This window comes from Lysobacter fragariae (genome assembly GCF_054779775.1).
Genome location: NZ_BAAGXP010000002.1, coordinates 311,035 through 335,929, shown reverse-complemented (window position 1 = coordinate 335,929; position 24,895 = coordinate 311,035). Strand labels below are relative to the sequence as shown.

Sequence of the window (24,895 nt, the reverse complement as noted above, 5' to 3'; positions counted from 1 at the left end):
CGGGCCAAGGCCCGCCCTACACAATCAGTGGCGCGGCCAGCGCCAACCGGCTCTCCGACCCACGACCAGGGCGCCGGTCTCGGGGCCGGCCTGGGCGCAGGGCGGCTAGAATGACCCCATGCCGTTTGCCGTTCGCGCCATCACTCTCGACCTGGATGACACCCTGTGGCCTTTCGCGCCGATCGGGGCGCGGGTCGAAAATGTGCTGCACGACTGGCTGCTGTCCAACTGCCCGCGCACCGCCCGGCAGTTCCCGATCCCGGCGATGCGGGAATTGCGCGACCAGCTCAACGCGCGACACCCGCACCTGGTCCACGACTTCAGCACCATGCGCCGGATGACGCTGGAACAAGCGATGCGTCTGGCCGGTGACGACCCGGCCGCGCACGTCGATGCCGCGTTCGAGGCGTTCTTCGCTGAGCGCAATCGCGTCGAGTTCTACCCCGACGCACTGCCGGCGCTGGCGCGACTGTCCGCCCGCGTGCCGCTGGCCGCGCTGAGCAACGGCAACGCCGACCTTGCGCGTATCGGCGTGGACATGCATTTCGCCTTCCAGCTCGGCGCGCGCGAACACGGTGCCCCCAAACCGGAGGCCAGCATCTTCCACGCCGCGTGTTCGCGGCTGGGTGCGGTACCCGCGCAAGTGCTGCATGTCGGCGACGACATCGAGATGGATGTCCTGGGCGCCGCCCGCGCCGGGCTGCGCACCTGCTGGCTCAATCGCGACAGCCAGCGCTGGCCCCACGACGACGTGCGACCGGACCTGCAGTTCGAATCACTCACCGCGTTGGCCGATTGGCTCGACGCGCACCTTGCATCCACTTCGCAGAAAGAAGCCGCCGCATGACCCTGCCTTCCGGTCTCACCCTCGATGGCGCCGACGCGCTGCCGCTGCACGTCGTCACGCGCGCAACGTTCGCGCACTGGCTCACGACGCAGGCGCCCGCCACGGCCACATGGCTGTCGGCGCAAGGGTTCGACGGTAGTGCCGGTTCGGCATTGCTCCTGCCCGGCACGGACGGCGGCATCGCTGGCGCGGTGATCGGCGTGGGCGACCCGCTGGATCCGGCGTCCTATGGCCATGCGCCGCACGCGTTGCCGGCGCGGGCATGGCGATTGGCAGATGACCTTGGGCCTGCTGCACTGGAGCCCGCCGCACGCCACGCGCTGCAGTTGGGCTGGGGCCTGGGCGCCTACCGCTTCAGCCGCTACCGGCAGCCGCTGCGTCAGCCGGCAACGCTGCTGGTCGACGCCGACAGCGCCGCGCTCGTCGACGAACTCTCCGCCTGCATCCGTGTCCGCGACCTGGTCAACACGCCGACCGAGCACATGGGTCCCGATCAGCTCGAACAGGTGTGCTGCGAGATCGCGGAAAAACACGGCGCGACGATCGAAGTCACCAGCGGCGACGATCTGCTTTCGAAGAACTTCCCCGCCATCCACGCTGTCGGTCGCGCCAGCCATCGCGCGCCGCGCCTGATCGCAGTGCGCTGGGGCGACGCATCGCATCCGCACATCGCCATTGTCGGCAAGGGCGTGTGCTTCGACACCGGCGGCCTGGACCTCAAGCCGGCCGACGGCATGCGCAACATGAAGAAGGACATGGGCGGCGCGGCGCACGCGATCGCGCTGGCCGAGCTGGTCATGGCGCGCAAGCTGCCGTTGCGCATCACCTTGCTGGTGCCCGCAGTCGAGAATGCAGTGGGCCCCAACTCGTATCGCCCCGGTGAAGTCATCGCCACGCGCGCCGGCCTCAGCGTGGAAATCGACAACACCGACGCCGAAGGCCGCGTCGTGTTGTGCGACGCGCTGACCTACGCCGCGGAGCAATCGCCGGAGCTGCTGCTCGACTTCGCCACGCTCACCGGTGCCGCGCGCATCGCGCTGGGCCCGGACCTGCCCGCGCTCTACGCCAACGACGAAGCCACCGCGAACGCCTGGCTGCAGGCCGGCATCGAGCGGCGCGACCCGCTGTGGCGCATGCCGTTGTGGCGTCCGTATTGGCGCTACCTCACCAGTCCGATCGCCGACTTCGCCAACGGCGGGCCGTCGAAGATGGCCGGCAGCATCACCGCGGCGCTGTACCTGGAGCGCTTCGTGCCCCAGCAGATGAAGTGGGCGCACATCGACGTCTACAGCTGGAACGACAGCGACCGTCCGGGCAAGCCGGCGGGCGGCGAGGCGCAGGGATTGCGGGCGGCATTTGCGATGCTGGAGCAACGCGCCGCCGGTCGCTGAAGGGCACTTCGAGACTACAGTTGTTGCGCGTCATGCCCGCGGTTATGACGGGAAGTTTTGGAGCGCCCTGAACAGGCGCTGCGGCTCGCTGAACAAGTCCGGTCGTTTCACCCGCAACGATTTTTGTCGCCACCCGACTTATGAAGTTTGGCGATAAACCCCGCACTGCCTGTTGACACCGCCGCAAAGCGCGTGGTCCTCTAAGGTCATGACGCAGCGCAGCAACCACCCGCAGACCGCCCTCGCCCAGCCGCAAGGCCAGGCGTTCGTGCTGCGTGCCGCGCTCGTGACGCTCGCCACCGTCGCGCTTATTACCGTACTCGTACTTATTACCGGCTCAATCAGCGCGGAATACGGGTTCGTGTAAGCAAGACACCACAACCCAGGTCTAGAAACACAGACCCCGCGCCTGAAAAGGCGCGGGGTTTTTGTTTTTACGGCCTGGAATTCCATCGAAGGAAGACCAGTTCGTGAGAAGCAACGCCATCAAGCAAGGCCCCGCACGTGCTCCCGCACGCGCCATGCTGCGCGCCACCGGGCTCGACGATGCCGCCATCGCCAAGCCGCTGGTCGCGGTCGTGCACACGTGGACCGACGTGTCGCCGTGCAACCTCACGCTGCGCGATCTCGCCCAGCACGTGCGCACCGGCGTGATCGCCGGCGGCGGTACGCCGATCGAGTTCAACACGATCGCCGTCACCGACGGCATCGCGATGGGTTCCGAAGGCATGCGCGCGTCGCTGGTCTCGCGCGAAACCATCGCCGACTCGATCGAACTCGCAGTCAACGGCCACTGCCTCGACGCGGTGGTGATGCTGGTGGGTTGCGACAAGACCATCCCCGCCGCGGCGATGGCGGCGGCGCGCCTCAACATCCCGACCGTGATCCTGTACGGCGGCACGATCATGCCGGGGCACTGTCCGAAACGTGCCGCGCAGGCGACGAAATCGGCTGCTGACGACGACCGTACGCTCACCGTGCAGGACGTGTTCGAAGCAGTCGGCGCGCACGCCGCCGGCACGATCGACGACAGCGAGCTGCACCGCATCGAATCCCACGCCTGCCCGGGTGCGGGCGCCTGCGGCGGCCAGTTCACCGCCAACACGATGGCGATGGTGCTGACCTTCCTCGGCCTGTCGCCACTGCAACTCAACGACATTCCCGCCATCCACGCCGACAAGCCCGCGGCCGCGCGCGCCTGCGGCGAGATGGTGATGCAACGCTTGCGCTTTGGCGGCCCGAGTCCGCGCGACATCCTCTCCCCCGTCGCGTTGCGCAACGCGGCGCGCGCGGTCTCGGCCACCGCCGGTTCCACCAATGCCGCACTGCACCTGCTGGCGATTGCGCACGAAGCCGGCGTCGCCTTCGACCTGGAGGAATTCGAAGCCGCCGCGCGCACGCCCGTGATCGCCGACCTGAAACCGGGTGGGCGCTACACCGCCGCGGAGATGTTCCAGCACGGCGGCACGGCACTGGTGGCGCGCGAACTACGGGCGGCCGGTTTGATCGAGGATATTCCGACGGTCACCGGCCGCAGCTTTTTTGCCGAGCTCGATGATGTGCCGGCGCCCGGAGCGCAGGACGTCGTCCGCAGCGTCGCGCATCCGATCAAGCCGCGCGGCGGCTATTCGATCCTCTACGGTGACCTGGCGCCAGAAGGCTGCATCCTCAAGCTCGCCGGTCACGGCCGCGAGCATTTCGAAGGCCCCGCGCGCGTCTTCGACTCCGAGGAAGCCGCCTTCGCCGCCGTGCAGGCACGCCAGATCCGCGCCGGCGATGTCGTCGTCATCCGCTTCGAAGGTCCCGCTGGCGGTCCCGGCATGCGCGAGATGCTCGCCGTGACTGCGGCGCTCGTCGGCCAGGGCCTGGGCAATGACGTCGCGCTGATCACCGACGGTCGTTTCAGCGGCGCAACGCACGGCTTCATGGTCGGCCACATCGCGCCGGAAGCCGCCCGCGGCGGCCCGATCGCGAAGCTGCGCGAAGGCGACACCGTGCGCATCGATGTCACCACGCGCCGCATCGATGTCGACGCAAACCTCGCCACGCGCCCGGTCGCGCGCATGGCACCGCGCGTCACCACCGGCGTGCTGGCCAAGTACGCGCGCGCGGTCGGTTCCGCCTCGCGTGGCGCCGTCACCGCGCCCGGTCCGCTCGACTCCGTCCGCTCACGCGCCAGCGGCGCTGGAACGCAGGACGAACCCGACCCGTTCACCGATGTCATCCCGAGCGAAGCGAGGGATCTGCTTCTTGTCTGAAACCAGCCACTCGCGTGAATCGTCACCCCGAAATCGCAGCGCCCTCCTGCACACGGGACGACGCGAAGAAAACCCGCAACTGACCACCACCCACCAATGGACCACCCCATGACCACCGCACACAAACCCAAGATCACCGTCGTCGGCTACGGCAGCCAAGGCCGCGCGCACGCTCTCAACCTTCGCGATTCCGGTTTCGACGTCACCATCGGCCTGCGTCCCGGCGGACCGACCGAGCTCAAGGCGAAAGCCGACGGCTTCACCGTGAAGACGCCGGCCGAAGCGGTGAAAGGCGCTGAACTTGTCGCCGTGCTGACGCCGGACATGGTCCAGCCACAGCTCTACGGCGAAGTGATCGAACCGAACATGGCGCCGGGCGCATGCCTGTTGTTCGCACACGGCTTCAACGTGCATTACGGCCAGATCACGCCGCGCGAGGATCTCGACGTCGTGCTGGTTGCGCCGAAGGGGCCGGGCGCGCTGGTGCGCCGCGAATACGAAATCGGCCGCGGCGTGCCGTCGGTCTACGCGGTTCATCAGGACAGGAGCGGCAATGCGGAACAACTCGCGCTGACCTACTGCGCCGGCATCGGTGGCGCGCGCCAGAACGCGATCAGGACCACGTTCAAGGAAGAAACCGAGACCGACCTGTTCGGTGAGCAGGCCGTGCTCTGCGGTGGCGCCACGAAACTGGTGCAGGCCGGCTGGGAAACCCTGGTCGAAGCGGGCTACCAGCCGGAAGTCGCCTACTACGAGTGCCTGCACGAACTGAAGCTGATCGTCGACCTGTTCTACGAAGGCGGCATCACCCGCATGCACGAGTTCATCAGCGAGACCGCGCAATACGGCGCGCTCACCCGCGGAAACTACGTCGTCGACGCCAGCACCCGCGCGCAAATGAAGAAGGTGCTCGCGGAAATCCAGGACGGCACCTTCGCGCGCCAGTGGATCGCCGAGTACGCCGCGGGCAACGCCAATTACAAGGCGATGAAGCAGGCCGACCTCGACCACCCGATCGAAGCGGTCGGCAAGAAGCTGCGCGCCAACATGAAGTGGTTGTCGACGGCGCCGCAGGCATCAACCAAGTCGGCGACCGAAACGCGCCAAGCGCAGAGCGAGGCGGCGTGATGAACGGCGCCCGCTGGCTGGTGCAAGCGCTCGTTGCGGAGGGTGTCGACACGCTGTTCGGGTATCCCGGCGGCGCGATCATGCCGTTCTACGACGCCCTTCACGGTGTACAGGATCTCAAGCACGTCCTGGTACGCCATGAGCAGGGTGCGGCCTTCGCCGCGAACGGTTATGCACGGGCCAGTGGGCGCGTCGGCGTATGCGTGGCGACGTCCGGTCCGGGCGCCTCCAACCTGGTCACCGGCATCGCCGACGCGATGCTGGATTCGGTGCCGATGGTGGTGATCACCGGGCAGGTCGCCACCACGCTCATGGGCACCGACGCGTTCCAGGAACTGGACGTGTTCGGCATGACGATGCCGATGGTGAAGCACAGCTTCATCGCGCGCCGCGTCGATGACCTGCCGCGCATCGTCGAGGAAGCGTTCCGGCTCGCGCGCTCCGGTCGCCCCGGCCCGGTGCTGATCGACCTGCCCAAGGACGTGCAGATCGCGAGCGCCGCGCACCTCCCGCAACACGCGCCGCTGCCCACTGATGCCGTTCCCGCGCCGGTCGACGCATCGCTGCACGAAGCGCTCGCGTTTATCTCGCAGGCGCAGCGCCCGGTGCTGTACGGCGGCGGCGGCATTGCATTGGGCGACGCGGTGCAGGCGTTCCGCACTTTCGTCGATGCGACGCAGATCCCGTCGGTGCTGACGCTGCGTGGACTGGGCGCGCTGCCGGCACAGCATCCGCTCAACCTGGGCATGCTGGGCATGCATGGCACGCGCGCGGCGAACCTGGCCGTGCAGGAAAGCGATCTGCTGATCGTGGTCGGCGCGCGCTTCGACGATCGCGCCACCGGCAAGCTGGCCGAGTTCGCCCCGAACGCGCGCGTCGTGCACATGGACCTGGACGCTTGCGAGATCGGCAAGCTGCGCCATGCCGACGCCAGCGTGCGCGGCGACATCGCCATCACGTTGACCAAGCTGACGCTGCCCTGTGCCGCACACCTGCACGGTCGCAACGGCGCGGCGCGGCGCCAGTGGCGTGCGCATTGCCAGCAGCGCGCACGCGACCACGCCGCGCGCTACGACGCGCCCGGCGAGACCGTGTACGCCCCCGCATTGCTCAAGCGCCTGTCGGAGCTCGCGCCCGACGCCGTGGTCGCCTGCGATGTCGGCCAGCACCAGATGTGGGTCGCGCAACACTGGCGCTTCGACGATCCGCGCAAGCACCTCACCAGCGGCGCGCTGGGTGCGATGGGCTTCGGCCTGCCCGCGGCGATCGGTGCGCAGATGCAACGACGGGACGCACGCGTTGTCTGCGTCAGCGGCGACGGCTCGTTCCTGATGAACGTGCAGGAGCTGGCCACGCTGCGCCGCTACGGCGTGCCGGTGAAGATCGTGCTGCTCGACAACCAGGCGCTGGGCATGGTCCGGCAGTGGCAGGAACTGTTCTTCGACAAGCGCTATTCGGAAATCGACCTGTCCGACAACCCCGACTTCGGCGCGGTCGCTGCCGCATTCGGCATCGAGGCGCTGCACGTCGATCGTGCCGACGATGTCGAAGCTGCGCTGCAGGCGCTGCTGGACGCGAAGGGCCCTGCCCTGCTGCATGTCGCCATCGACCAGGCCGCGAACGTGTGGCCGCTGGTGCCACCCAATCGCAGCAACGCGGAAATGCTCGATGACGGCAGGCTTGATGACAGCCGGCTCGATGACTGCAGGCTCGATGACAGCAGGCCCGATCCGCAAATCGAAAGCGAACAGGCCGACACCACACCGGCTGCATCGACAACCACGACCTCCACCGCCACCACCCCACAGGAGAGCACCCATGCGCTACCAGCTTGATCTCACTTTGCGCCATGCCGAAGGTGCCCTCGCCCGTGTACTGGGCACCGCGGAACGCCGCGGCTTCGCGCCGGTCAGTGTCGATGGCGAGGCGCAGCCCGACGGCGACCGTTGGCATCTGCGCATGACCGTCGAAGGCGAACGCGAACCCGAATCCCTGCAGAACCAGCTGGCGAAGCTGTACGACTGCCTCGCGGTGGAGGTTTCGCCATGCCGTTGAACGATGCCGTGCTGGACGAAACAGCGGCTGCATCGCAGGCAAGCGATGCCGATGCTGACGTTCGCGCCAATGACGCACCGCAGATCTGGTTCGACGGCCGCTTCATCGATGCCGGCAACGACAGCGCGCCGCTGACCACGCACGCCATGCATTACGGCAGCGGCGTGTTCGAGGGCATCCGCGCCTACGCGACCACAGACGGTGGCAGCGCCGTATTCCGCCTGCCCGAACACCTGGAGCGCATGCGCAAGGGCTGCGAGCTGCTGGGCATCCCCTTCGATGTCGCCGAAGCGACCGAAGCCACGCTGCAGGTCCTGCGCCGCAACGGCCATCGCGACGCCTACGTGCGTCCGCTGGCCTGGTGCGGCACCGGGTCGATCGGGCTCGATGTCGCGCCGCTGAGCAAGCACCTGATGGTCGCGACCTTCGCGACCAACGTGCACCTGGCCGGTGCGCACGTGCGATTGGGCACCTCGTCGTGGCGACGCAATCCCGCGACCTCACTGCCGCCACTGAAGCTGTGCGGCGCCTATGTCAATTCAATCCTGGCCAAGCACGAGGCGAAGCAGCGTGGTTTCAACGAGGCGTTATTCGTCGACGACCAGGGTCGTGTCGTGGAATGCACCGGCGCCAACGTGTTCATGGTCCGCGACGGTCGCGTCACCGCCGTCGAACACCGCGACGCGCTGGCCGGCATCACCCGCGACACCGTGATCGCGTTGACCGGTGCGCAGTCGCGTCCGGTGCGTTACGACGAGCTGATCGAAGCCGACGCGGTGTTCGTCTGCGGCACCGCCGCCGAAGTCACGCCGGTTGACGAACTCGACGACCGCCGTTTCGACGAGCACGGATTCACCCGCGAACTGGCGCAGCAGTACCAGCGCGTGGTGCGCGGCGAAGACGCGCGCTTCGCCCACTGGCTGACCCGGGTCTGAGCCATGGACGGCGACGTAGCTGCCACCCTGCCCGTCACCGCCGCCGATGTCCTCGCGGCGCAGGCGCGGCTGCGTCGTTACCTCAACCCCACGCCATTGCATTACGCCGAGCGTTTCGGCTGCTGGCTGAAGCTGGAAAACCTGCAGCGCACCGGCTCGTACAAGGTGCGCGGCGCGATGAACGCGCTGCTGGCCGCCCGCGAACGCGGCGACCTGCGTCCAACCATCGCGGCGTCGGCCGGCAACCATGCGCAGGGGCTGGCATGGGCCGCGTACCGGCTCGGCATGCAGGCGATCACGGTGATGCCGCGCTGCGCGCCGCAAACCAAAGTGGCCGGCGTGGCGCATTGGGGCGCCACGGTGCGTCTGCACGGCGACAGCTACGACGAGGCGAAAGCGTTCGCCGCCGAGCTGGCAACGCAGCACGACTACCGCCTGCTCTCCGCCTTCGACGATCCCGATGTGATCGCAGGCCAGGGCACCGTCGGCCTGGAAATGGCGGCGCTGATGCCGGACGTGGTGCTCGTACCCATCGGCGGCGGCGGGCTGGCATCGGGCGTCGTCCTGGCGCTGAAATCGCAGGGCGTGCGCGTGATCGGCGCGCAGGTCGAGAACGTGGATGCGATGGCACGAGCGCTACGCGGCGACTTCGCGGTGCGCGAGCCCGCCACGACACTGGCCGACGGCGTACGCGTGAAACAGCCGGGAACGCTCACCCAGCGCGTCCTGTGCGAGCTGCTGGATGACGTGGTGATCGTGCGCGAGGCCGAGCTGCGCGAAACACTGGTGCGTCTTGCGTTGGAAGAACACGTCATTGCCGAAGGCGCGGGCGCATTGGCGCTGGCCGCCGGCAGACGCGTCGCCGGCAAGCGCAAATGCGCGGTGGTGTCCGGCGGCAATGTCGATGCCGGCGTGCTTGCCGCCCTGCTGTGCGACGTGAGGCCGCGTCCGCCACGCAAGCCGCGCCGCCGCGTGCAGGAACCATTGGCCGCCGCGGGCTTCGCCAACCCGGTACTGGACGAATCGGCCGCAAGGACCGGAATGCAGGCGCGACTTAGACCGGCTGTCCCGACGACGGTCGCGCCTGGCGCGGATGTCGTCGCGGCAGCCCGTCCGCGCGTCACCACCACACCTCCTGCTTCCACTACCACGCCAACCGAGGACTGTTTGACGTGAACGATCCGATTCCCAGCGACGTAGCGCACGCCGCGATCCCAGCACCCACTCCGATCCGCATCTTCGACACCACCCTGCGCGACGGCGAGCAGTCGCCCGGTTGCAGCATGACCGCCGCGCAGAAGCTGCGCTTCGCCCACGCGCTCGCCGAACTCGGCGTCGACGTGATCGAAGCCGGCTTTCCCGCCAGCTCCGCCGCCGATGTAGCCGCAACCGCGACCATCGCGCGCGACGTCCGTGGTGCGACCATCGCCACGCTCGCGCGCTGCCACGTCGGCGACATCGAGGCCTGCGCCAAGGCGCTGGAAGGTGCGCACCGCCCACGTATCCACGTTTTCATTTCCACCAGTCCGCTGCACCGCGAGCACAAGCTTGGCCTGGACCGCGACCAGGTGATCGAACGCGCGGTACGCGGCGTCCAGCTGGCGCGGCAATACGTGGACGACATCGAGTTCTCCGCCGAGGACGCGCTGCGCACCGAACCGGAATTCCTGGTCGACGTGTTCAATGCCGCGATCGAAGCCGGCGCCCGCACGCTCAACGTTCCCGATACCGTCGGATACACCACGCCAGCCGAGATCCGCGCGCTGTTCGAGTACCTGCGCAGCAACGTCCGCAATGCCGAACACGCGGTGTTCAGCGCGCACTGCCACAACGACCTGGGCCTGGCCGTCGCCAACTCGCTGGCCGCGATCGAAGGCGGCGCGCGTCAGGTCGAATGCACCATCAACGGCATCGGCGAGCGTGCCGGCAACTGCGCAATGGAGGAGCTGGTCATGGCGCTGAACGTGCGCCGCGCCTACTTCGAAGCGCATACCCGCATCGACACGCGCCGACTGGTGCCGGCTTCGCGCCTGCTCTCGCGTATCACCGGCATGCACGTGCAGCGCAACAAGGCCATCGTCGGGCAGAACGCGTTCGCGCATGAATCCGGCATCCACCAGCACGGGATGCTCAAGCACCGCGGCACGTACGAGATCATGCGTCCGGAAGACGTGGGCTGGAGCCAGTCGCAGATGGTGATGGGCCGGCACAGCGGCCGCGCCGCGCTGGCCGATCGCCTGCAGTCGCTGGGCTTCAACGTCGACGAGGCGCAATTGAACTCGGTATTCGCCGGCTTCAAGGCGCTGGCGGAAAAGAAGCGGGAGGTCTTCGACGCCGACCTGGAAGCTCTCGTGCTCGGCGCAGACACCCGCGGCGCGCGTGGCTATCGCCTGGTGCGCTGGCACGTCAGCACCGGCATCAGCGATGACAGCCTGCCGACCGCGAGCGTGCGCCTGCTGGACGTGGACGGCGGGACGATCAACGAAGCCGCCGTCGGCGATGGGCCGGTGCACGCCCTGTTTGCGGCGCTGGCTCGCGCAACCGGTATGGCGATCGAGATCGACAGCTACCAGGTCTCGAGCGTGACCACGGGCGATGACGCCCAGGGCCAGGCCAGCGTCACCGCGCGTGTCAACGGCACCGAGTTCACCGGCTCGGGCACGAGCACCGACATCCTCGAAGCGAGCGCGCACGCCTGGCTCGATATCGCCAACCGCGCATTGCGGGCGAAGGAGCCACGCCGCATCGCCGCGACCGCGTAGGGCGGGCCTTGGCCCGCCATCCCGACATCACGCCATCCATTTCTCCAAACGTCACAACGGCGGGCCAGGGCCCGCCCTACGGAATAACCATGCAACCCAGAACCCTCTTCGACAAACTGTGGGACGCCCACCTGGTCACGCCGGAAAGCGACACCGCGCCGGCCGTGCTCTACATCGACCTGCACCTGATCCACGAAGTCACCTCGCCACAGGCCTTCGCCGAACTCGACGCGCGTGGCATGAAACTACGTCGACCCGAGCGCACCAAAGGCACGCCTGACCATTCCACCCCAACGCTGCCGGCGGATGCGAACGGAGTCCTGCCGTACGCAAACGACGAGACACGCCACCAGGTAATGACCCTGCGCGAGAACTGCGCACGCTTCGGCGTCGAACTCTTCGACTTCGACAGCGCGCATCGCGGCATCGTGCATGTGATCGGTCCGGAGCTGGGCCTGACCCAGCCCGGCATGACCATCGTCTGCGGCGACAGCCACACCGCCACGCATGGTGCCTTTGGTGCATTGGCCTTCGGCATCGGCACCAGCGAAGTCGGCCACGTGATGGCGACGCAATGCCTGCTGCAACGCAAGCCGAAGACACTGGCGATCACCGTCGATGGCGCGCTCGGCCACGGCGTCACCGCCAAGGACCTGATCCTGCACGTGATCGGTGTGATCGGCGTTAACGGCGGCACCGGCCACGTCATCGAATACCGCGGCTCGACCATCCGCGCGCTGTCGATGGACGAACGCATGACCGTCTGCAACATGTCGATCGAGGCCGGCGCACGCGCGGGCCTGATCGCACCGGACGAAACAACGTTCGAGTATCTCGCGCATACACCGCGTGCGCCGCAAGGCGACGACTTCGCCCGTGCGGTCGAGCGCTGGCGTGAGTTTCGCACGGACGACGGCGCGCACTTCGATCGCGAAGTGCACATCGACGCAAGCAACATCGCGCCGACCATCACCTGGGGCACGCATCCCGGCCAAGTCGCGGCGCTCGATGGCCACGTGCCCGCCAACGACGACAGCGATGAGACGAAGGCGCGCCAGTACATGGGTTGGAACGCCGGTGCCGCCGTGACCGGGCGGCCGGTGGACGTGGTGTTCATCGGCAGCTGCACCAACTCGCGCCTGAGCGACCTGCGCGCCGCCGCCGAGGTACTGCGCAACCGTCGCGTGCATCCGCGCGTGCGTGCGCTGGTGGTGCCCGGTTCCGAGCAGGTGAAGCGCGAAGCCGAAGCCGAAGGCATCGACGCGATCGTGCGTGCCGCCGGCGCGGAATGGCGCGAGCCGGGCTGCTCGATGTGCATTGCGATGAACGGCGATCTGGTCGGCCCGGGCCAGCTCGCGGTTTCGACCAGCAACCGAAATTTCGAAGGGCGCCAGGGCAAGGGCGCGCGCACCGTGCTCGCTTCGCCGCTGACCGCTGCCGTATGTGCGGTTACGGGCGAGATCACCGATCCGCGCGCGTTCCTGAACACGCCTCCGGAACGGATGCCCCTGCAGACGGAGGCCGCGTGATGAGCGCTTTCACCCGACTGACCTCGCGCACCGTCGTGCTGCGCGAGCGCAACATCGACACCGACCAGATCATTCCGGCGCGCTTCCTCACCACCACCGAGCGCAAGGGATTGGGCAGATTCGCCTTTAACGACTGGCGCCGGTTGGCGGACGGATCGCCCAACCCGGACTTCGCGTTCAACCAGCCTTCGAATGCCGGCGCACGGATCCTTGTCGCCGGCCGCAACTTCGGTTGCGGGTCCTCGCGTGAACATGCGCCCTGGGCGCTCACCGATCTTGGTCTGCGCGCGGTGATCAGCAGCGAAATCGCGGACATCTTCCGCAGCAACTCGCTCAAGAACGGCCTGCTGCCGATCGTGCTCGACGATGTCGTTGTCGATGAACTGCTCGATCAGCCCGGCATCGAGCTGCATGTCGATATCGCGGCGCGCAGCGTCACGCTGCCCGACGGCCGCAATTTCACGTTCCCGCTCGATTCCTTCGCCCAGACCTGCCTGCTCGAAGGCGTGGACCAGCTCGGCTACCTGCTCAAGCAATCCGACGCGATTTCCTGCTTTGAGAACAAGCGCTCCGAAAGCACGCGTTCCGAATGCACGCGCTTCGAAGCACGACAGATCGCACAACACAACGCCAATGCTGGGTCCCAACATGCACGCTGACATCGTAGTCCTGCCCGGCGACGGCATCGGCCCGGAAGTCACCGCCGCGGCGGTCGAAGTCCTGCGCGCCATCGCCACACGCTACCGCCACGACTTCCGCTTCGAGGAAAAGCTCATTGGCGGCGCCGCCATCGACGCCACCGGCGAGCCGCTGCCCGCCGACACGCTAGCCGCGGCATCGCGCGCCGATGCCGTGCTGCTCGGCGCCGTCGGCGGACCGAAATGGTCGGATCCCAAGGCAAAAGTGCGGCCGGAACAGGGCCTGCTGGCGATCCGCAAGGCGCTCGGCCTGTATGCCAACCTGCGTCCGGTGAAGCCGCACGCGGTTGCGCTTGGCGCGTCGCCGATCAAGCCGCACCTGCTGCAGGGCGTGGACCTGATCGTGGTGCGCGAACTCACCGGCGGCATCTACTTCGGCCAGAAGCAGCGCAACGTCGGCCCTGACGGCAATGCAACTGCCAACGACCTGTGCGAGTACAGCGCTGGCGAGATCAAGCGCGTCGTGCGCCACGCCTGCCGCCTCGCGGTGCAGCGCAGCGGTCGCCTGACCTCCGTCGACAAGGCCAACGTGCTGGAGACCTCGCGACTGTGGCGGGAAGTCACGACGCAGGTCGTGCGCGAGGAATTTCCTGATGTGACGCTGGAGCACCAGCTGGTGGATTCGATGGCGATGCACCTGCTCGCCAAACCGCGCGAGTACGACGTGGTCGTCACCGAGAACATGTTCGGCGACATCCTCACGGACGAGGCGTCGATGCTGGCCGGTTCCCTTGGACTGCTGCCGTCGGCGTCGCTGGGCGAAGGCCGTGTCGGCCTGTACGAACCGATCCACGGCTCCGCGCCAGACATCGCCGGCACGGGCATCGCCAATCCGTATGCCACGATCCTCAGCGCGGCGTTGCTGCTGCGGTATTCGCTGGGACTGGAAGCCGAAGCGGCGTGCATCGAGCATGCTGTGTCGGCCGCTCTGGATGCAGGCCAGCTCACCGCGGATCTGGTTCGCGGCGGGTCGGCGATCGGCACGCGTGCGGCCACGGCGGCGGTGATCGAACAGCTGCAACTGCCGTGTCACGTCGCGGAGCTGCGTGACTGAGCCCTTCGACTTCGCGCCTGCGGCGCGGAGCCCGCCCTGAGCGTAGCCGAAGGGCTCAGGATGAGCGGTGTTGGGATGCGCCCCTTCCTGCCGATTTCGGCTCGGTACGCCGCTCAGGGCGAGCGGCGGTCGGTCGGGCAGGTTTCCCGTCGACTGCGTGGCTGATCGCCACGCCTGACGCCGCACTCGGAATGAAGAGCAGGCAGCTAACCCGCACCCGGCACCCGCTCTTCCTGAGCGTAGCGCAGCGAAGTCGAAGGACCCGAATCACCCATTTTGGTTATTTGACATCCCCCCACCCCGCCCGCTATCACTAGGCCATGTCCAGCCTTTCCGCCCGCACCGCGCCGACCCGCAGCACCGCTGCGCAGTCCGGCGTGCGCGCGATTACCACCACCCGCACTACCACGACCACCACCAGGTGGCGGGTGCGGTTGGGCGTGTCGGACTGAGAATCCATCACCCCGCTCCGCATCCGATCCGGATGCGGGGCAACCCCTCCGGTCGTTCGCGGGGCTCACAGGAGCCCTTGCATGTCCCTCTTGCCCTCCCAATCGCCAAAGGCGAAATCACGCGCCTCCGCGCGCGCCGCGTCGTGCCATGCGCACAAATTCGGCGGCACCAGCGTGGCCAACGCCGATCGCTACCGGAATGTCGCCTCGTTGCTGACGTCATCGCAGCCATGCATGGCCGTGGTGTCGGCCATGCATGGCGTCACCGATGCCTTGACGGCGCTGGCGCAGGCGGCACTGGACAAGCAGCCCTGGACGGACAGCTGGTCGCAGCTGTGCGAGAGGCACCTGGCGGCCGCATCGACACTCGATCCTGACGACGCGCAGGGACTCGCGGCTTGGCTCGCAGCCGAGTTTGAAGCCGCGAACAGACTGCTCTCGACACCCTCACGCAAGCCGGAATGGTTTGCCACCCTGCAGGGCAGCGGCGAAGTCTGGTCGTCGAAGCTGCTGCTTACCGCACTCGGCGGCGCTGCGCAAGGCTGGACGCGCCTGGACGCACGCGACGTGCTGGTGGTGCATCCCGGCGAACTAGGCGTCGGCGTCGATTGGGACGCCAGTCGCGCACGACTGACCACCTGGCGCGCAACGAATCACGAACCCAACGTCGTCGTCACCGGCTTCATCGCTCGTGACCAGCAGGGCGTTGTCACCACGCTCGGCCGCAACGGGAGCGACTATTCCGCGGCGATCTTCGCGGTGCTGTTCGAGTCCGACGAACTCACCATCTGGACCGACGTCGACGGCGTTCTCAGCGCCGATCCGCGACTGGTGCCCGACGCGGTGTGCCTGGATTCGATGTCGTACGCGGAAGCCTGCGAGCTGGCCTACTTCGGCGCCAAGGTGTTGCATCCGCAGACGATGGCACCCGCCATGCACGCCGGATTGCCGATCCGCATCCGCAACACGCTCAATCCGGCAGCACCGGGAACACTGATCACAGAAACCTCCGATCCTGCAGCGTCGCCGGTAAAGGGGCTGAGCCTGGTCAGCGACATGGCGCTGCTGGAACTCACCGGCGCCGGCCTCATCGGCGTGCCCGGCACAGCCGAGCGCATGTTTGCCGCGCTGCACACCGCATGCGTGTCGGTGACGATGATCTCGCAAGGATCCTCCGAACACTCGATCTGCTGCGTGCTGCGCGCGGACCAGGCCGAGCGCGGGCGCATGGCGGTGCACGCCGCATTTCGCGACGCGATCGCCGATGACCAGGTGGAAGGCGTGCGCATCACCCCCGACATCGCCGTGCTCGCCGCAGTGGGCGACGGCATGGTTGGCACGCCGGGCGTGTCGGCGCAGTTGTTCTCGGGCCTCGCCCAGGCGCGCGTGAACATCCGCGCAATCGCGCAGGGAGCGAGCGAACGCAACATCTCCGTCGCCATCGCCGCGCAGGACGCCACGCGCGGCCTGCGCGCCGCGCATTCGGCGTTCTGGCTGTCGCCGCAGACGCTGTCGGTCGGGGTGATCGGTCCGGGCAATGTCGGTCGGGCTCTGCTGGAACAGCTGGCGCAGGCGGCGCCGCGTTACAACGGCACTGAACCCACCGAATCAGGTGCGGGCGGCCTCGACCTGCGTCTGCGTGCGATCGCCAACAGCCGGCGGATGCACCTGGTCCCGCGGGCGATGGATCCGGCGGATGCAGTTTCGTCGCTCGAACACGGCGAAGACCTGGACCTGGATCGCTTCGCCACGCACGTGCGCGCCGAGCACCTGCCGCACGCGATGATCGTCGACTGCAGCGGCAGCGATGACGTCGCCGCCCACTACGCCCAGTGGCTGGCTGCGGGCATCCACGTCGTCACGCCGAACAAGCGCGCCGGCAGTGGGCCACTGGAACGCTATCGCGCGATACGTGCGGCAACCCGACATGGCGGTCACTTCCGCTACGAAGCCACCGTCGGCGCCGGCCTGCCGGTGATCCAGACCCTGCGTTGCCAACTCGATACCGGCGACGAACTGACCGAAGTCGAAGGCGTGTTCTCCGGCACGCTGGCGTGGCTGTTCAACAAGTTCGACGGCAGCGTGCCGTTCTCGCAGTTGGTCGCGCAGGCACGCGAGCTGGGCTACACCGAACCGGACCCGCGCGACGACCTGTCCGGTGTCGACGTTGCGCGCAAGCTGGTGATCCTGGCGCGCGAGGCGGGCCACGAGATCTCGCTGGAAGACGTGGAGATCGAGAGCCTCGTGCCCGTTGCGCTGCGCGAGATCAGTTGCGACGAATTCCTCGCCCGGCTGCATGAGCTCGATGCTCCGCTGCAGGCGCGACTCGATGCAGCACGCAGCGAAGGTCGATCCCTGCGTTATCTCGCCCGATTGAGCATCTCCGATGACGGCCGCGAAGGGCGCGCGAGCGTCGGCCTCGTATCGCCCGATCCCGGTCACGCCAGCCTGCACAGCCAGCTCACCGACAACCTGATCCAGTTCCGTACCCGGCGCTATGCCAGCAACCCGCTGGTGATCCAAGGGCCAGGCGCGGGGCCGGACGTGACGGCCGCGGGCGTATTCGGCGATATCCTCTCGATAGCGCAGGCATTGGGAGCACGCCCATGAGCGATCGTGCCACTGACTGCGATGCCCCCACCACCGCTCGTCCTGAGCGTAGCGCCAACGGCGCGAAGTCGAAGGACACGCACCCACGACACGACCCCATGACCGCAACCCAAGCCACCGCCTTCGCTCCCGCCAGTGTCGGCAACATCGGTGTCGGCTTCGACCTGCTCGGCCACACCATCCACGGACCGGGCGACACCGCGACGGTGACACGCATCGCTGCGCCAGAGGTTCGCATCGTCGGCATCGACGGCGACGTGTTTGGCGCGCATGAGCTGCCGCTGGAAGCCGAGCGCAATACCGCCGGCCGTGCGCTCATCGAGCTGCGCGAACGCCACTGCATCGCCCACGGTTTCGAGCTGCGCCTGCACAAGGGCATCGCACTGGGCTCGGGAATGGGCGGCTCGGCCGCTTCCTGTGTGGCCGCGCTGGTGGCCGCGAATGCCGTGCTGGATGCGCCGTTGAGCCGCGATGACCTGTACCTGCTCGCGCTGGTTGGCGAAGCAGTCGCCAGCGGCAGCGTGCATGGGGACAACGTCGCGCCGATGTTGTTCGGCGGCGTCGTGCTGGCCACGCCGACACGTGCGATCCCGCTGTCGGCGCCGGACCTGCACTGCGCGATCGTCCATCCGCATTTCGTACTGGAAACACGCCGTGCGCGCGCGGCGTTGTCTGCGCCGTATCCGCTGGGCGAGTTCGTGCAGCAGAGCGAGCACCTGGCGTTGTTCCTCACCGGACTGGCGCGCGGCGATCGCGCGTTGATCGCGGAAGGCCTGCGCGACGTGCTGGTGGAGCCGCGGCGCGCGGGGCTGATTCCCGGCTTCGCCCAAGTACAGGCGGCCGCGATGGCGCATGGCGCGCTCGGCGCGAGCATCTCCGGTGCAGGGCCGACGGTGTTCGGTTGGTTCGACACTGCGGATCAGGCGACCACCGCCTCGCGCGCGATGCAGGCGGCGTTTGCGGAGGCCGGGCTCGACAGCGATGCGCACGTATCGCCGGTGAACGGGCCGCGTGCGGATGTTATAGCGCCCTGAACTGCCCCCTCCCTTTAGCGCAGCGAAGGGGAGGGTTGGGGAGGGGTGCTTCTTTGCGGCGCACTCCCCGCAAGGTTGGACCTCGAGCCCTTGATACGAAGCCCTGGATTACTAGCCCTGTCTGGATTTGCCGGGACGACTGGAAAGATCCACCGCAACATCAGAGGCACCCCTCCCCGGCCCTCCCCTTCGCTGCGCAAAAGGGAGGGGGCAAAGCAATTTGACCGGATCATTCCATGGACTTCATCAGCACCCGCGGCTCGTCTGCCGTCTCCATCGACGTCGCCCTCGCCTCTGGTCTCGCGCCGGATGGCGGGCTTTACGTTCCCGCATCCATACCGCGTAGCGAACTAGACGCGCCGCGCGCCACGCTGGCGGCGACGGCACACGCGCTGCTCCAGCCCTATTTCGCGCAATCGCGACTGCGCGACGCGTTGCTGGCAATCTGCGAAGAGGCCTTCAACTTCCCGGCACCGCTCCGCGACCTCAATGGTCCGAGCGATCACCTGCTCGAGCTGTTCCACGGCCCGACGGCCGCGTTCAAGGACTACGCCGCGTGGTTTCTTGCCGGGTCGCTGGCACGCCTGCGCGATCCGAGGGCCCAACCAGTCACCATCCTCGTCGCCACGTCGGGTGACACTGGCGCGGCAGTTGGCGCCGCGTTCAACGAACGGCCCGGCTTCAACGTGGCGATCCTGTATCCGGACGGACGCGTGTCGCCGCGACAGGCACACGGGCTGGGCTGCTTCGGCGACAACGTGCGCACGTTCCGTGTCGCCGGCAGCTTCGACGATTGCCAGCGGATGGTGAAGCAGGCGCTCAACGATGCGTCGCTGAGGTCGCGTATGACGCTCAGCTCGGCCAACAGCATCAGCCTGGGTCGCCTGTTGCCGCAGATGGCGTACTACGCACACACGGCGCTGCAGTTCCGCAGCGGTCACGACGCTGCGCTCAACTTCGTCATACCCACCGGCAACCTGGGCAATGCGCTGGCGTGCTGGCTGGCGCGGCGAATGGGCATGCCGATTGGCGACATCGTCCTGGCCAGCAACGCCAACGATGTGCTTCCGCGCTATTTCGCTGGCGCCGATTACGCGCCAGGCACAAGCATCGCCACGCTCGCCAATGCCATGGACGTGGGGACGCCGAGCAATTTCGAGCGCCTGCGCTGGTGGCACGGCAGCGATGCGGAGCTGCGCGCGTCGATGCAGGCCTTCAGCGTGGACGACGAGACCATTCGCACCACCATCTCCGCCGCACCGTCACGACACGGCATCGTGCCCTGCCCGCACACGGCCGTTGGCCTGCATGTGCTGGAAGGTCTACGCGAACGCGGCGATACGCGACCGTGGGCCGTCGTCGCCACCGCGCATCCGGCGAAGTTCGACACGATCGTCGAGCCGCTGGCGGGTCATCGGGTCGAGCCGCCAGCGGGACTGGCGGCATGGTTGGACCGCCCGGCGCACGCGGAAGCACTGGCGGCAGACGATGCCGCGCTGCGCGAGCGGCTTGAAGACTGACTGTTGCCGCAACCGCGACGCAGGCTCACGCGCGCGTTGAGCCGAAAGCGGATTCCGCGCTTCGCTCGGAATGACAGTTGGAAGTAACTGCAGCAAGGATCGCGGCCGGGCCGCCCGTAGGTCGGGAGGGGGGAGAGCCAGGCGGGCGGCCCGGTCGCGAAAGAGGGTCAGAGTGACGGCAGGTTTCCGGCGGGACTGGCCTGGATCGGCGGCGTCGGTGCGTGCTGCTTTTCCGCCGGATTGACGCGGAACCACGCCGCATACAGCGCTGGCAGGAACAGCAGTGTCAGCACGGTGGCGACGATCAGCCCGCCCATGATCGCGACAGCCATCGGCCCGAAGAACGCCGAACGCGTCAACGGGATCATCGCGAGCACCGCGGCCAGTGCGGTCAGCACGATCGGGCGGAAGCGGCGCACGGTGGCCTCGATGATCGCGTGCCAGCGATCGTTGCCGGCAGCGATGTCGTGCTCGATCTGGTCCACCAGGATGACCGAGTTGCGCATGATCATGCCGGCCAGCGCGATCGTGCCCAGCAACGCGACGAAACCGAACGGCACGCGGAACACCAGCAGGAACAGCGTCACGCCGATCAGGCCCAGCGGCGCGGTCAGCAGCACCAGCGCGGTGCGCGAGAAGCTGCGCAACTGCAGCATCAGCAGCGTCACCACCACCAGCAGGAACAGCGGCATGCCGGCCTTGATCGAGTTCTGGCCGCGCGCGGAATCCTCCACGGTGCCGCCAGTGCGCAGCAGGTAGCCTTCCGGCAGCGACTTGCGGATGTCGTTGAGCGTGGGCTCGATCTGCTCCACCACCGACGGCGGCGTCAGCGCGGTGCGGATGTCGGCGCGCACGGTGACGGTCGGCAGTCGATCGCGATGCCAGATCACGCCGTCCTCGAACACGTATTCGAGCTTGGCCACCTGCGACAACGGCACCGAGCGGCCATTCGTCGTCGGCACGGACAGGCTGCCGAGCAGGTCGATGCGAGCGCGCTCATCGGCCGGGCCGCGCAGCAGCATCTGCACCAGCTCGTTGCCTTCGCGGTACGTGCTCACGTTCAATCCCGACAGCGAACCGGACAGGAAGTTGGCGACCTGCGACGAGCTCACGCCCAGCGCGCGAGCGCGATCCTGGTCGATGACCAGTTTCACCACCTTGCTGGGCTCGTCCCAGTCCAGGTTGACGTTGGTGACGTTGGGATTCTTGCGGACTTCGGCCTCGACCTGCTTGGCCAGCGCGCGCACGCGATCGATGTGTTCGCCGGAAACGCGGAACTGGATCGGATACCCGACCGGCGGACCATTCTCCAGGCGCGTGACGCGCAACTGCAGCTCGGGGAACTGCGGCGCGACGTCGCGGATCAGCCAGGCACGCAGTTCTTCGCGGGCATGGATGTCCTTGGCGCGCACCACGAACTGGGTGAAGTTGGTCTGCGGCAGCTGCTGGTCCAGCGGCAGGTAGAAGCGCGGCGAACCGGTGCCAACGTAGGCGACGTAGTTGTCGATACCTTCGCGATTGGCCAGCAGCTTCTCCAGCTTGGCCGCCTGCACCTGGGTGGCGCGCAGCGAGACGCCTTCCGCCATCTCCATGTCGACCATCAGTTCGACGCGGGTGGAGTCCGGGAAGAACTGCTGCGGCACGAAGCGGAACATCAGCACCGACACCACGAACGTCGCGATGGTCAGTCCGATCACCAGCCAGCGTCGGCGCAGGCAGGCGTCGAGCACGTTGCGGAAGGTGACGTAGAACTTCGTCGCGTAGGGATCATGCGCGGCATCGTGCGGCGGCGGCGGTGCCAGCACGCTCGCGAACGCCGGCCAGCGGTCGGCCGCATTGGCGCGCATGGCGTTCCAGCGTGCGAGCGGCGAACCAGGCTTGGCGGCCTGCGGCTGGTGCAGGTCAGGCAACATCTTGTCGCCGAGGTACGGAATGAACAGCACCGCCGCGATCCACGACACGATCAGCGCGATGGTCACCACCTGGAACAGGGAACGCGTGTATTCGCCGGTAGAGGATGCCGCGGTGGCAATCGGCAGAAAGCCCGCCGCGGTCACCAGCGTGCCGGTGAGCATCGGAAATGCCGTTGTTTCGTAGGCGAAACTCGCGGCTTTCAATCGCGAGAATCCCTGCTCCATCTTGATCGCCATCATCTCGACGGCAATGATCGCGTCGTCCACCAGCAGGCCCAGCGCCAGCACCAGTGCGCCCAGCGAAATCTTGTGCAGGCCGATGCCAAAGTAGTTCATCACCGCAAAGGTCATCGCCAGCACCAGCGGAATGGATACCGCCACCACCATGCCGGTGCGCAGACCGAGCGAGAAGAAGCTCACCAGCAACACGATGGCGACTGCCTCGGTGAGCACGCGGACGAACTCGCCGACGGATTCGTGCACGGCGGCAGGTTGGTCGGAGACCTTGCGCAGTTCCATGCCGGCGGGCAATGACCGTTGCAGGCGGGTGAATTCGCCTTCCAGCGTCTGGCCAAGCTTGAGGATGTCGCCGCCGTCCTTCATCGCGACGGCAATACCGATCGCGTCCTCGCCCATGAAGCGCATGCGCGGCGCGGCGGGATCGCTGAAGCCGCGCGTCACCGTGGCGACGTCGGCCAGGCGGATGGTGCGACCGCCCGCAGTGATGGGGAAATCGCGGATCTCTTCCAGCGACTGGAACGCACCGCTCACACGCAGCTGCACGCGCTCGGTCGGCGCCTCGAAGAAGCCCGCCGGCACCACCGCGTTCTGCTGTTCCAACGCGTCCTTCACTGCGCTCAGCGGAATGCCGAGCGTGGCCAGCTTGGTGTTGCTGACCTCGATCCAGATCTTCTCGTCCTGCAGGCCGACCAGCTCGATCTTGCCGACATCGGGCACGCGCTGCAGTTCCAGTTCCACGCGCTCGGCGTAGTCCTTCAGCACCGCGTAGTCGAAGCCCTTGCCGGTCAGCGCGTAGATGTTGCCGAAGGTGTCGCCGAATTCGTCGTTGAAGAACGGACCGACCACGCCCTGCGGCAGCGTCGGGCGGATGTCGCCTATCTTCTTGCGCACCTGGTACCAGACGTCGGGGATTTCCTTCGAGCGCAGCGAATCGCGCGCCATGAAGATCACCTGCGATTCGCCCGGACGCGAGTACGAGCGTATGAACTCGTACTTGCCGGTCTGCATCAGCTGCTTCTCGATGCGCTCGGTGACCTGGCGCGAGACTTCATCGGCGGTCGCGCCCGGCCACAGCGTGCGCACCACCATCGCCTTGAACGTGAAGGGCGGATCTTCCGACTGGCCCAGATGGCGGTAGGACCACGCGCCGATCAGGGCCAGCAGCAGCATGGCGTAGACAACGAGGCTGCGGTTGTTCAGCGCCCACTCGGACAGATTGAAACGACGCATGTCGACGATCCTTGCGCGATTACTTGGAAGTCGTCGCAACCGCGCCGGCAGGCGCAGTCGACGTCAGTGCAACCGGGCGGTTGTCGCGATCTACGGGGGCGACCTGCTGGCCTTCGCGCAGCAGGTGACCGCCGGCAACGACGATCCAGTCGCTGGGCTTGATCCCGGACAGCAGCGGCGCGGTGGTTTCTGCGAACGCACCGAGTTGCACGGGCGCCAGGTGCAGCTTGCTGGTCGTCGAATCCACCACCCACACCGCCGTTGCATTGCCGACACCGCGCTGGATCGCGGACAGCGGTAGCGTCATCGCCGCACGCTCGCCGGTTTGCTGCACATAGACGCGGGCGCTCTGGCCCAGGTCGACGACGCTGCCGGCGTCGCTGGCAAGGCTCACGCGTGCGGCGTAGGTGCGCGCGAGCGGATCGGCGGCAGGAGAAATCTCGCGGATCGTGCCGGGCAGTCGCTGATCCGGCGCGCTCCACAGTTCGACCAGCACCGGCTGGCCGACGCTGAATTCGCGGATGCGTGCTTCCGGCAGGGCGATGGCGACTTCGCGGCCACCGTCGGCTGCGATGGTGAAGACGGTCTGGCCCGCACCAACGACCTGCCCGGCCTCGGCGGCGCGGCTGGCGATCATGCCGTCGCGCGGGGCGCGCAACTGGGTGTATCCGGCCTGGTTGCGTGCGACATCGAGATTGGCGCGGGCAGCGTTCACCTGTCCCTGGGCGGCGGTGGCCGCGGCGTTCTGCGCGTCGAGGGTGGAACGGCTGACCAGCTGCTGGCCGGCGAGCTTGGCGAAACGGGCCTGGTCGGCGCGGGCTCGGGCGAGCTCGGCTTCGGCGGCGGTGAGCTGTGCCTGCGCGGCGCGGGCCTGCGCGCTCAGGTCGCCGGCATCGAGCACCGCCAGCAGGTCGCCTTGGTGCACGTGCGCGCCGACATCGACATCGCGCCGCACCAGCTTGCCGCCGACCCGGAAGGACAGCGGGCTTTCCTCGCGGGCGCGGATTTCGCCGGGATAGGCAGTCAGCGCAGCGTCCGGGCCACCACCCGGATGCGCGACCAGCACGGGGCGCGGCGCCTCAGCGGTCTTGGCATCGCTGCCGCAGCCGGCCAGTGCGGCCACGGCCAGCGCCAGGACGGCACCGCTCATATAGGTAGTCAGGGAAGCAGTACGCATGGCGGCGGAGCCCTCGCCTTGAACGGCGGCATTAGTGAACTTGCCAGTACTGTATATTTACA

18 protein-coding genes and 1 pseudogene are annotated in these 24,895 nt (G+C 67.6%); 16 read left to right on the top strand and 3 right to left on the bottom strand.

What is annotated here, in order from left to right; genetic code table 11:
- Nucleotides 1-118 precede the first annotated feature (118 nt).
- From ACYVD7_RS04130 to leuB, 13 genes and pseudogenes are all read left to right on the top strand, one after another.
- Nucleotides 119-847 carry an HAD family hydrolase gene (locus ACYVD7_RS04130; RefSeq protein WP_460759408.1) on the top strand — a complete coding sequence of 243 codons (729 nt, stop codon included), beginning with the start codon at nucleotides 119-121 and terminating at the stop codon, nucleotides 845-847.
- Nucleotides 844-2,238: a leucyl aminopeptidase family protein gene (locus tag ACYVD7_RS04125; protein ID WP_460759405.1), complete on the top strand. Its 1,395-nt coding sequence runs from the start codon at nucleotides 844-846 to the stop codon at nucleotides 2,236-2,238. Before ACYVD7_RS04130 ends, ACYVD7_RS04125 begins: the two co-directional genes overlap by 4 nt.
- Before the next feature lie 208 nt (nucleotides 2,239-2,446).
- Complete coding sequence (locus ACYVD7_RS04120; protein WP_460759402.1) at nucleotides 2,447-2,605, top strand: hypothetical protein; 159 nt, start codon at nucleotides 2,447-2,449, stop codon at nucleotides 2,603-2,605.
- A gap of 103 nt (nucleotides 2,606-2,708) precedes the next feature.
- The gene (gene ilvD, locus ACYVD7_RS04115) at nucleotides 2,709-4,496 is read left to right on the top strand and encodes a dihydroxy-acid dehydratase (RefSeq protein ID WP_460759400.1); all 1,788 of its coding nucleotides are present in this window, start codon (nucleotides 2,709-2,711) and stop codon (nucleotides 4,494-4,496) included.
- Nucleotides 4,497-4,604: 108 nt separating this feature from the next.
- Complete coding sequence (gene ilvC, locus ACYVD7_RS04110) at nucleotides 4,605-5,624, top strand: ketol-acid reductoisomerase (RefSeq protein WP_460759397.1); 1,020 nt, start codon at nucleotides 4,605-4,607, stop codon at nucleotides 5,622-5,624.
- A pseudogene (gene ilvG, locus ACYVD7_RS04105) lies at nucleotides 5,624-7,294 on the top strand (acetolactate synthase 2 catalytic subunit); the annotation flags it as partial. The gene ilvC and the pseudogene ilvG, both read left to right, overlap by 1 nt.
- A 148-nt stretch (nucleotides 7,295-7,442) precedes the next feature.
- Nucleotides 7,443-7,679 carry an ACT domain-containing protein gene (locus ACYVD7_RS04100; protein ID WP_460759395.1) on the top strand — a complete coding sequence of 79 codons (237 nt, stop codon included), beginning with the start codon at nucleotides 7,443-7,445 and terminating at the stop codon, nucleotides 7,677-7,679.
- Complete coding sequence (locus tag ACYVD7_RS04095) at nucleotides 7,670-8,614, top strand: aminotransferase class IV (protein ID WP_460759393.1); 945 nt, start codon at nucleotides 7,670-7,672, stop codon at nucleotides 8,612-8,614. Before ACYVD7_RS04100 ends, ACYVD7_RS04095 begins: the two co-directional genes overlap by 10 nt.
- Nucleotides 8,615-8,641: 27 nt before the next feature.
- Entirely contained in the window at nucleotides 8,642-9,790 is a 1,149-nt protein-coding gene (locus tag ACYVD7_RS04090; protein WP_460759807.1) for a threonine dehydratase, read from the top strand.
- A 35-nt stretch (nucleotides 9,791-9,825) separates the two neighbouring features.
- Nucleotides 9,826-11,376 (top strand): 2-isopropylmalate synthase, encoded by a 1,551-nt coding sequence (locus ACYVD7_RS04085; RefSeq protein WP_460759804.1) that lies wholly within the window; start codon nucleotides 9,826-9,828, stop codon nucleotides 11,374-11,376.
- Nucleotides 11,377-11,459: 83 nt separating this feature from the next.
- Complete coding sequence (gene leuC / locus ACYVD7_RS04080) at nucleotides 11,460-12,905, top strand: 3-isopropylmalate dehydratase large subunit (protein ID WP_460759802.1); 1,446 nt, start codon at nucleotides 11,460-11,462, stop codon at nucleotides 12,903-12,905.
- Nucleotides 12,905-13,564: a 3-isopropylmalate dehydratase small subunit gene (gene leuD / locus ACYVD7_RS04075; protein ID WP_460759390.1), complete on the top strand. Its 660-nt coding sequence runs from the start codon at nucleotides 12,905-12,907 to the stop codon at nucleotides 13,562-13,564. Before leuC ends, leuD begins: the two co-directional genes overlap by 1 nt.
- Nucleotides 13,554-14,657: a 3-isopropylmalate dehydrogenase gene (gene leuB / locus ACYVD7_RS04070; protein WP_460759388.1), complete on the top strand. Its 1,104-nt coding sequence runs from the start codon at nucleotides 13,554-13,556 to the stop codon at nucleotides 14,655-14,657. The genes leuD and leuB overlap by 11 nt, the downstream gene beginning before the upstream one ends.
- Nucleotides 14,658-14,970: 313 nt before the next feature.
- Here the strand turns inward: leuB and ACYVD7_RS04065 are convergent, their stop codons facing one another.
- The gene (locus tag ACYVD7_RS04065; RefSeq protein WP_460759385.1) at nucleotides 14,971-15,117 is read right to left on the bottom strand and encodes a hypothetical protein; all 147 of its coding nucleotides are present in this window, start codon (nucleotides 15,115-15,117) and stop codon (nucleotides 14,971-14,973) included.
- A 73-nt stretch (nucleotides 15,118-15,190) separates the two neighbouring features.
- Here ACYVD7_RS04065 and thrA point away from each other — a divergent pair, with 73 nt between their 5' ends.
- The 3 genes from thrA (at nucleotide 15,191) to thrC (ending at nucleotide 20,273) form a co-directional block, all read left to right on the top strand.
- Nucleotides 15,191-17,719, top strand: a complete 2,529-nt coding sequence (thrA, locus tag ACYVD7_RS04060) for a bifunctional aspartate kinase/homoserine dehydrogenase I (RefSeq protein ID WP_460759382.1) — start codon at nucleotides 15,191-15,193, stop codon at nucleotides 17,717-17,719.
- A 98-nt stretch (nucleotides 17,720-17,817) separates the two neighbouring features.
- On the top strand, nucleotides 17,818-18,753 hold the full coding sequence (locus ACYVD7_RS04055) for a homoserine kinase (RefSeq protein ID WP_460759380.1): 936 nt from the start codon (nucleotides 17,818-17,820) through the stop codon (nucleotides 18,751-18,753).
- A 236-nt stretch (nucleotides 18,754-18,989) separates the two neighbouring features.
- Nucleotides 18,990-20,273 (top strand): threonine synthase, encoded by a 1,284-nt coding sequence (thrC, locus tag ACYVD7_RS04050; protein WP_460759377.1) that lies wholly within the window; start codon nucleotides 18,990-18,992, stop codon nucleotides 20,271-20,273.
- A gap of 167 nt (nucleotides 20,274-20,440) precedes the next feature.
- Here thrC and ACYVD7_RS04045 read toward each other — a convergent pair whose 3' ends face one another.
- Both ACYVD7_RS04045 and ACYVD7_RS04040 read right to left on the bottom strand, forming a co-directional pair.
- Entirely contained in the window at nucleotides 20,441-23,656 is a 3,216-nt protein-coding gene (locus ACYVD7_RS04045; RefSeq protein ID WP_460759375.1) for an efflux RND transporter permease subunit, read from the bottom strand.
- A gap of 19 nt (nucleotides 23,657-23,675) precedes the next feature.
- Nucleotides 23,676-24,806, bottom strand: a complete 1,131-nt coding sequence (locus ACYVD7_RS04040; RefSeq protein WP_460759372.1) for an efflux RND transporter periplasmic adaptor subunit — start codon at nucleotides 24,804-24,806, stop codon at nucleotides 23,676-23,678.
- Nucleotides 24,807-24,895 lie beyond the last annotated feature (89 nt).

Excerpts from the sequence above, each read along its gene's own strand:
- ACYVD7_RS04040 (WP_460759372.1), bottom strand. The coding sequence starts at position 24,806 with ATGAGCGGTGCCGTCCTGGCGCTGGCCGTGGCCGCACTGGCCGGCTGC.
- ACYVD7_RS04065 (WP_460759385.1), bottom strand. The coding sequence starts at position 15,117 with ATGGATTCTCAGTCCGACACGCCCAACCGCACCCGCCACCTGGTGGTG.
- ACYVD7_RS04120 (WP_460759402.1), top strand. The coding sequence starts at position 2,447 with ATGACGCAGCGCAGCAACCACCCGCAGACCGCCCTCGCCCAGCCGCAA.
- ACYVD7_RS04045 (WP_460759375.1), bottom strand. The coding sequence starts at position 23,656 with ATGCGTCGTTTCAATCTGTCCGAGTGGGCGCTGAACAACCGCAGCCTC.
- ACYVD7_RS04125 (WP_460759405.1), top strand. The coding sequence starts at position 844 with ATGACCCTGCCTTCCGGTCTCACCCTCGATGGCGCCGACGCGCTGCCG.
- leuD (WP_460759390.1), top strand. The coding sequence starts at position 12,905 with ATGAGCGCTTTCACCCGACTGACCTCGCGCACCGTCGTGCTGCGCGAG.
- thrA (WP_460759382.1), top strand. The coding sequence starts at position 15,191 with ATGTCCCTCTTGCCCTCCCAATCGCCAAAGGCGAAATCACGCGCCTCC.
- leuB (WP_460759388.1), top strand. The coding sequence starts at position 13,554 with ATGCACGCTGACATCGTAGTCCTGCCCGGCGACGGCATCGGCCCGGAA.
- ACYVD7_RS04100 (WP_460759395.1), top strand. The coding sequence starts at position 7,443 with ATGCGCTACCAGCTTGATCTCACTTTGCGCCATGCCGAAGGTGCCCTC.
- ACYVD7_RS04130 (WP_460759408.1), top strand. The coding sequence starts at position 119 with ATGCCGTTTGCCGTTCGCGCCATCACTCTCGACCTGGATGACACCCTG.
- ACYVD7_RS04055 (WP_460759380.1), top strand. The coding sequence starts at position 17,818 with ATGACCGCAACCCAAGCCACCGCCTTCGCTCCCGCCAGTGTCGGCAAC.
- ACYVD7_RS04095 (WP_460759393.1), top strand. The coding sequence starts at position 7,670 with ATGCCGTTGAACGATGCCGTGCTGGACGAAACAGCGGCTGCATCGCAG.
- ilvC (WP_460759397.1), top strand. The coding sequence starts at position 4,605 with ATGACCACCGCACACAAACCCAAGATCACCGTCGTCGGCTACGGCAGC.
- thrC (WP_460759377.1), top strand. The coding sequence starts at position 18,990 with ATGGACTTCATCAGCACCCGCGGCTCGTCTGCCGTCTCCATCGACGTC.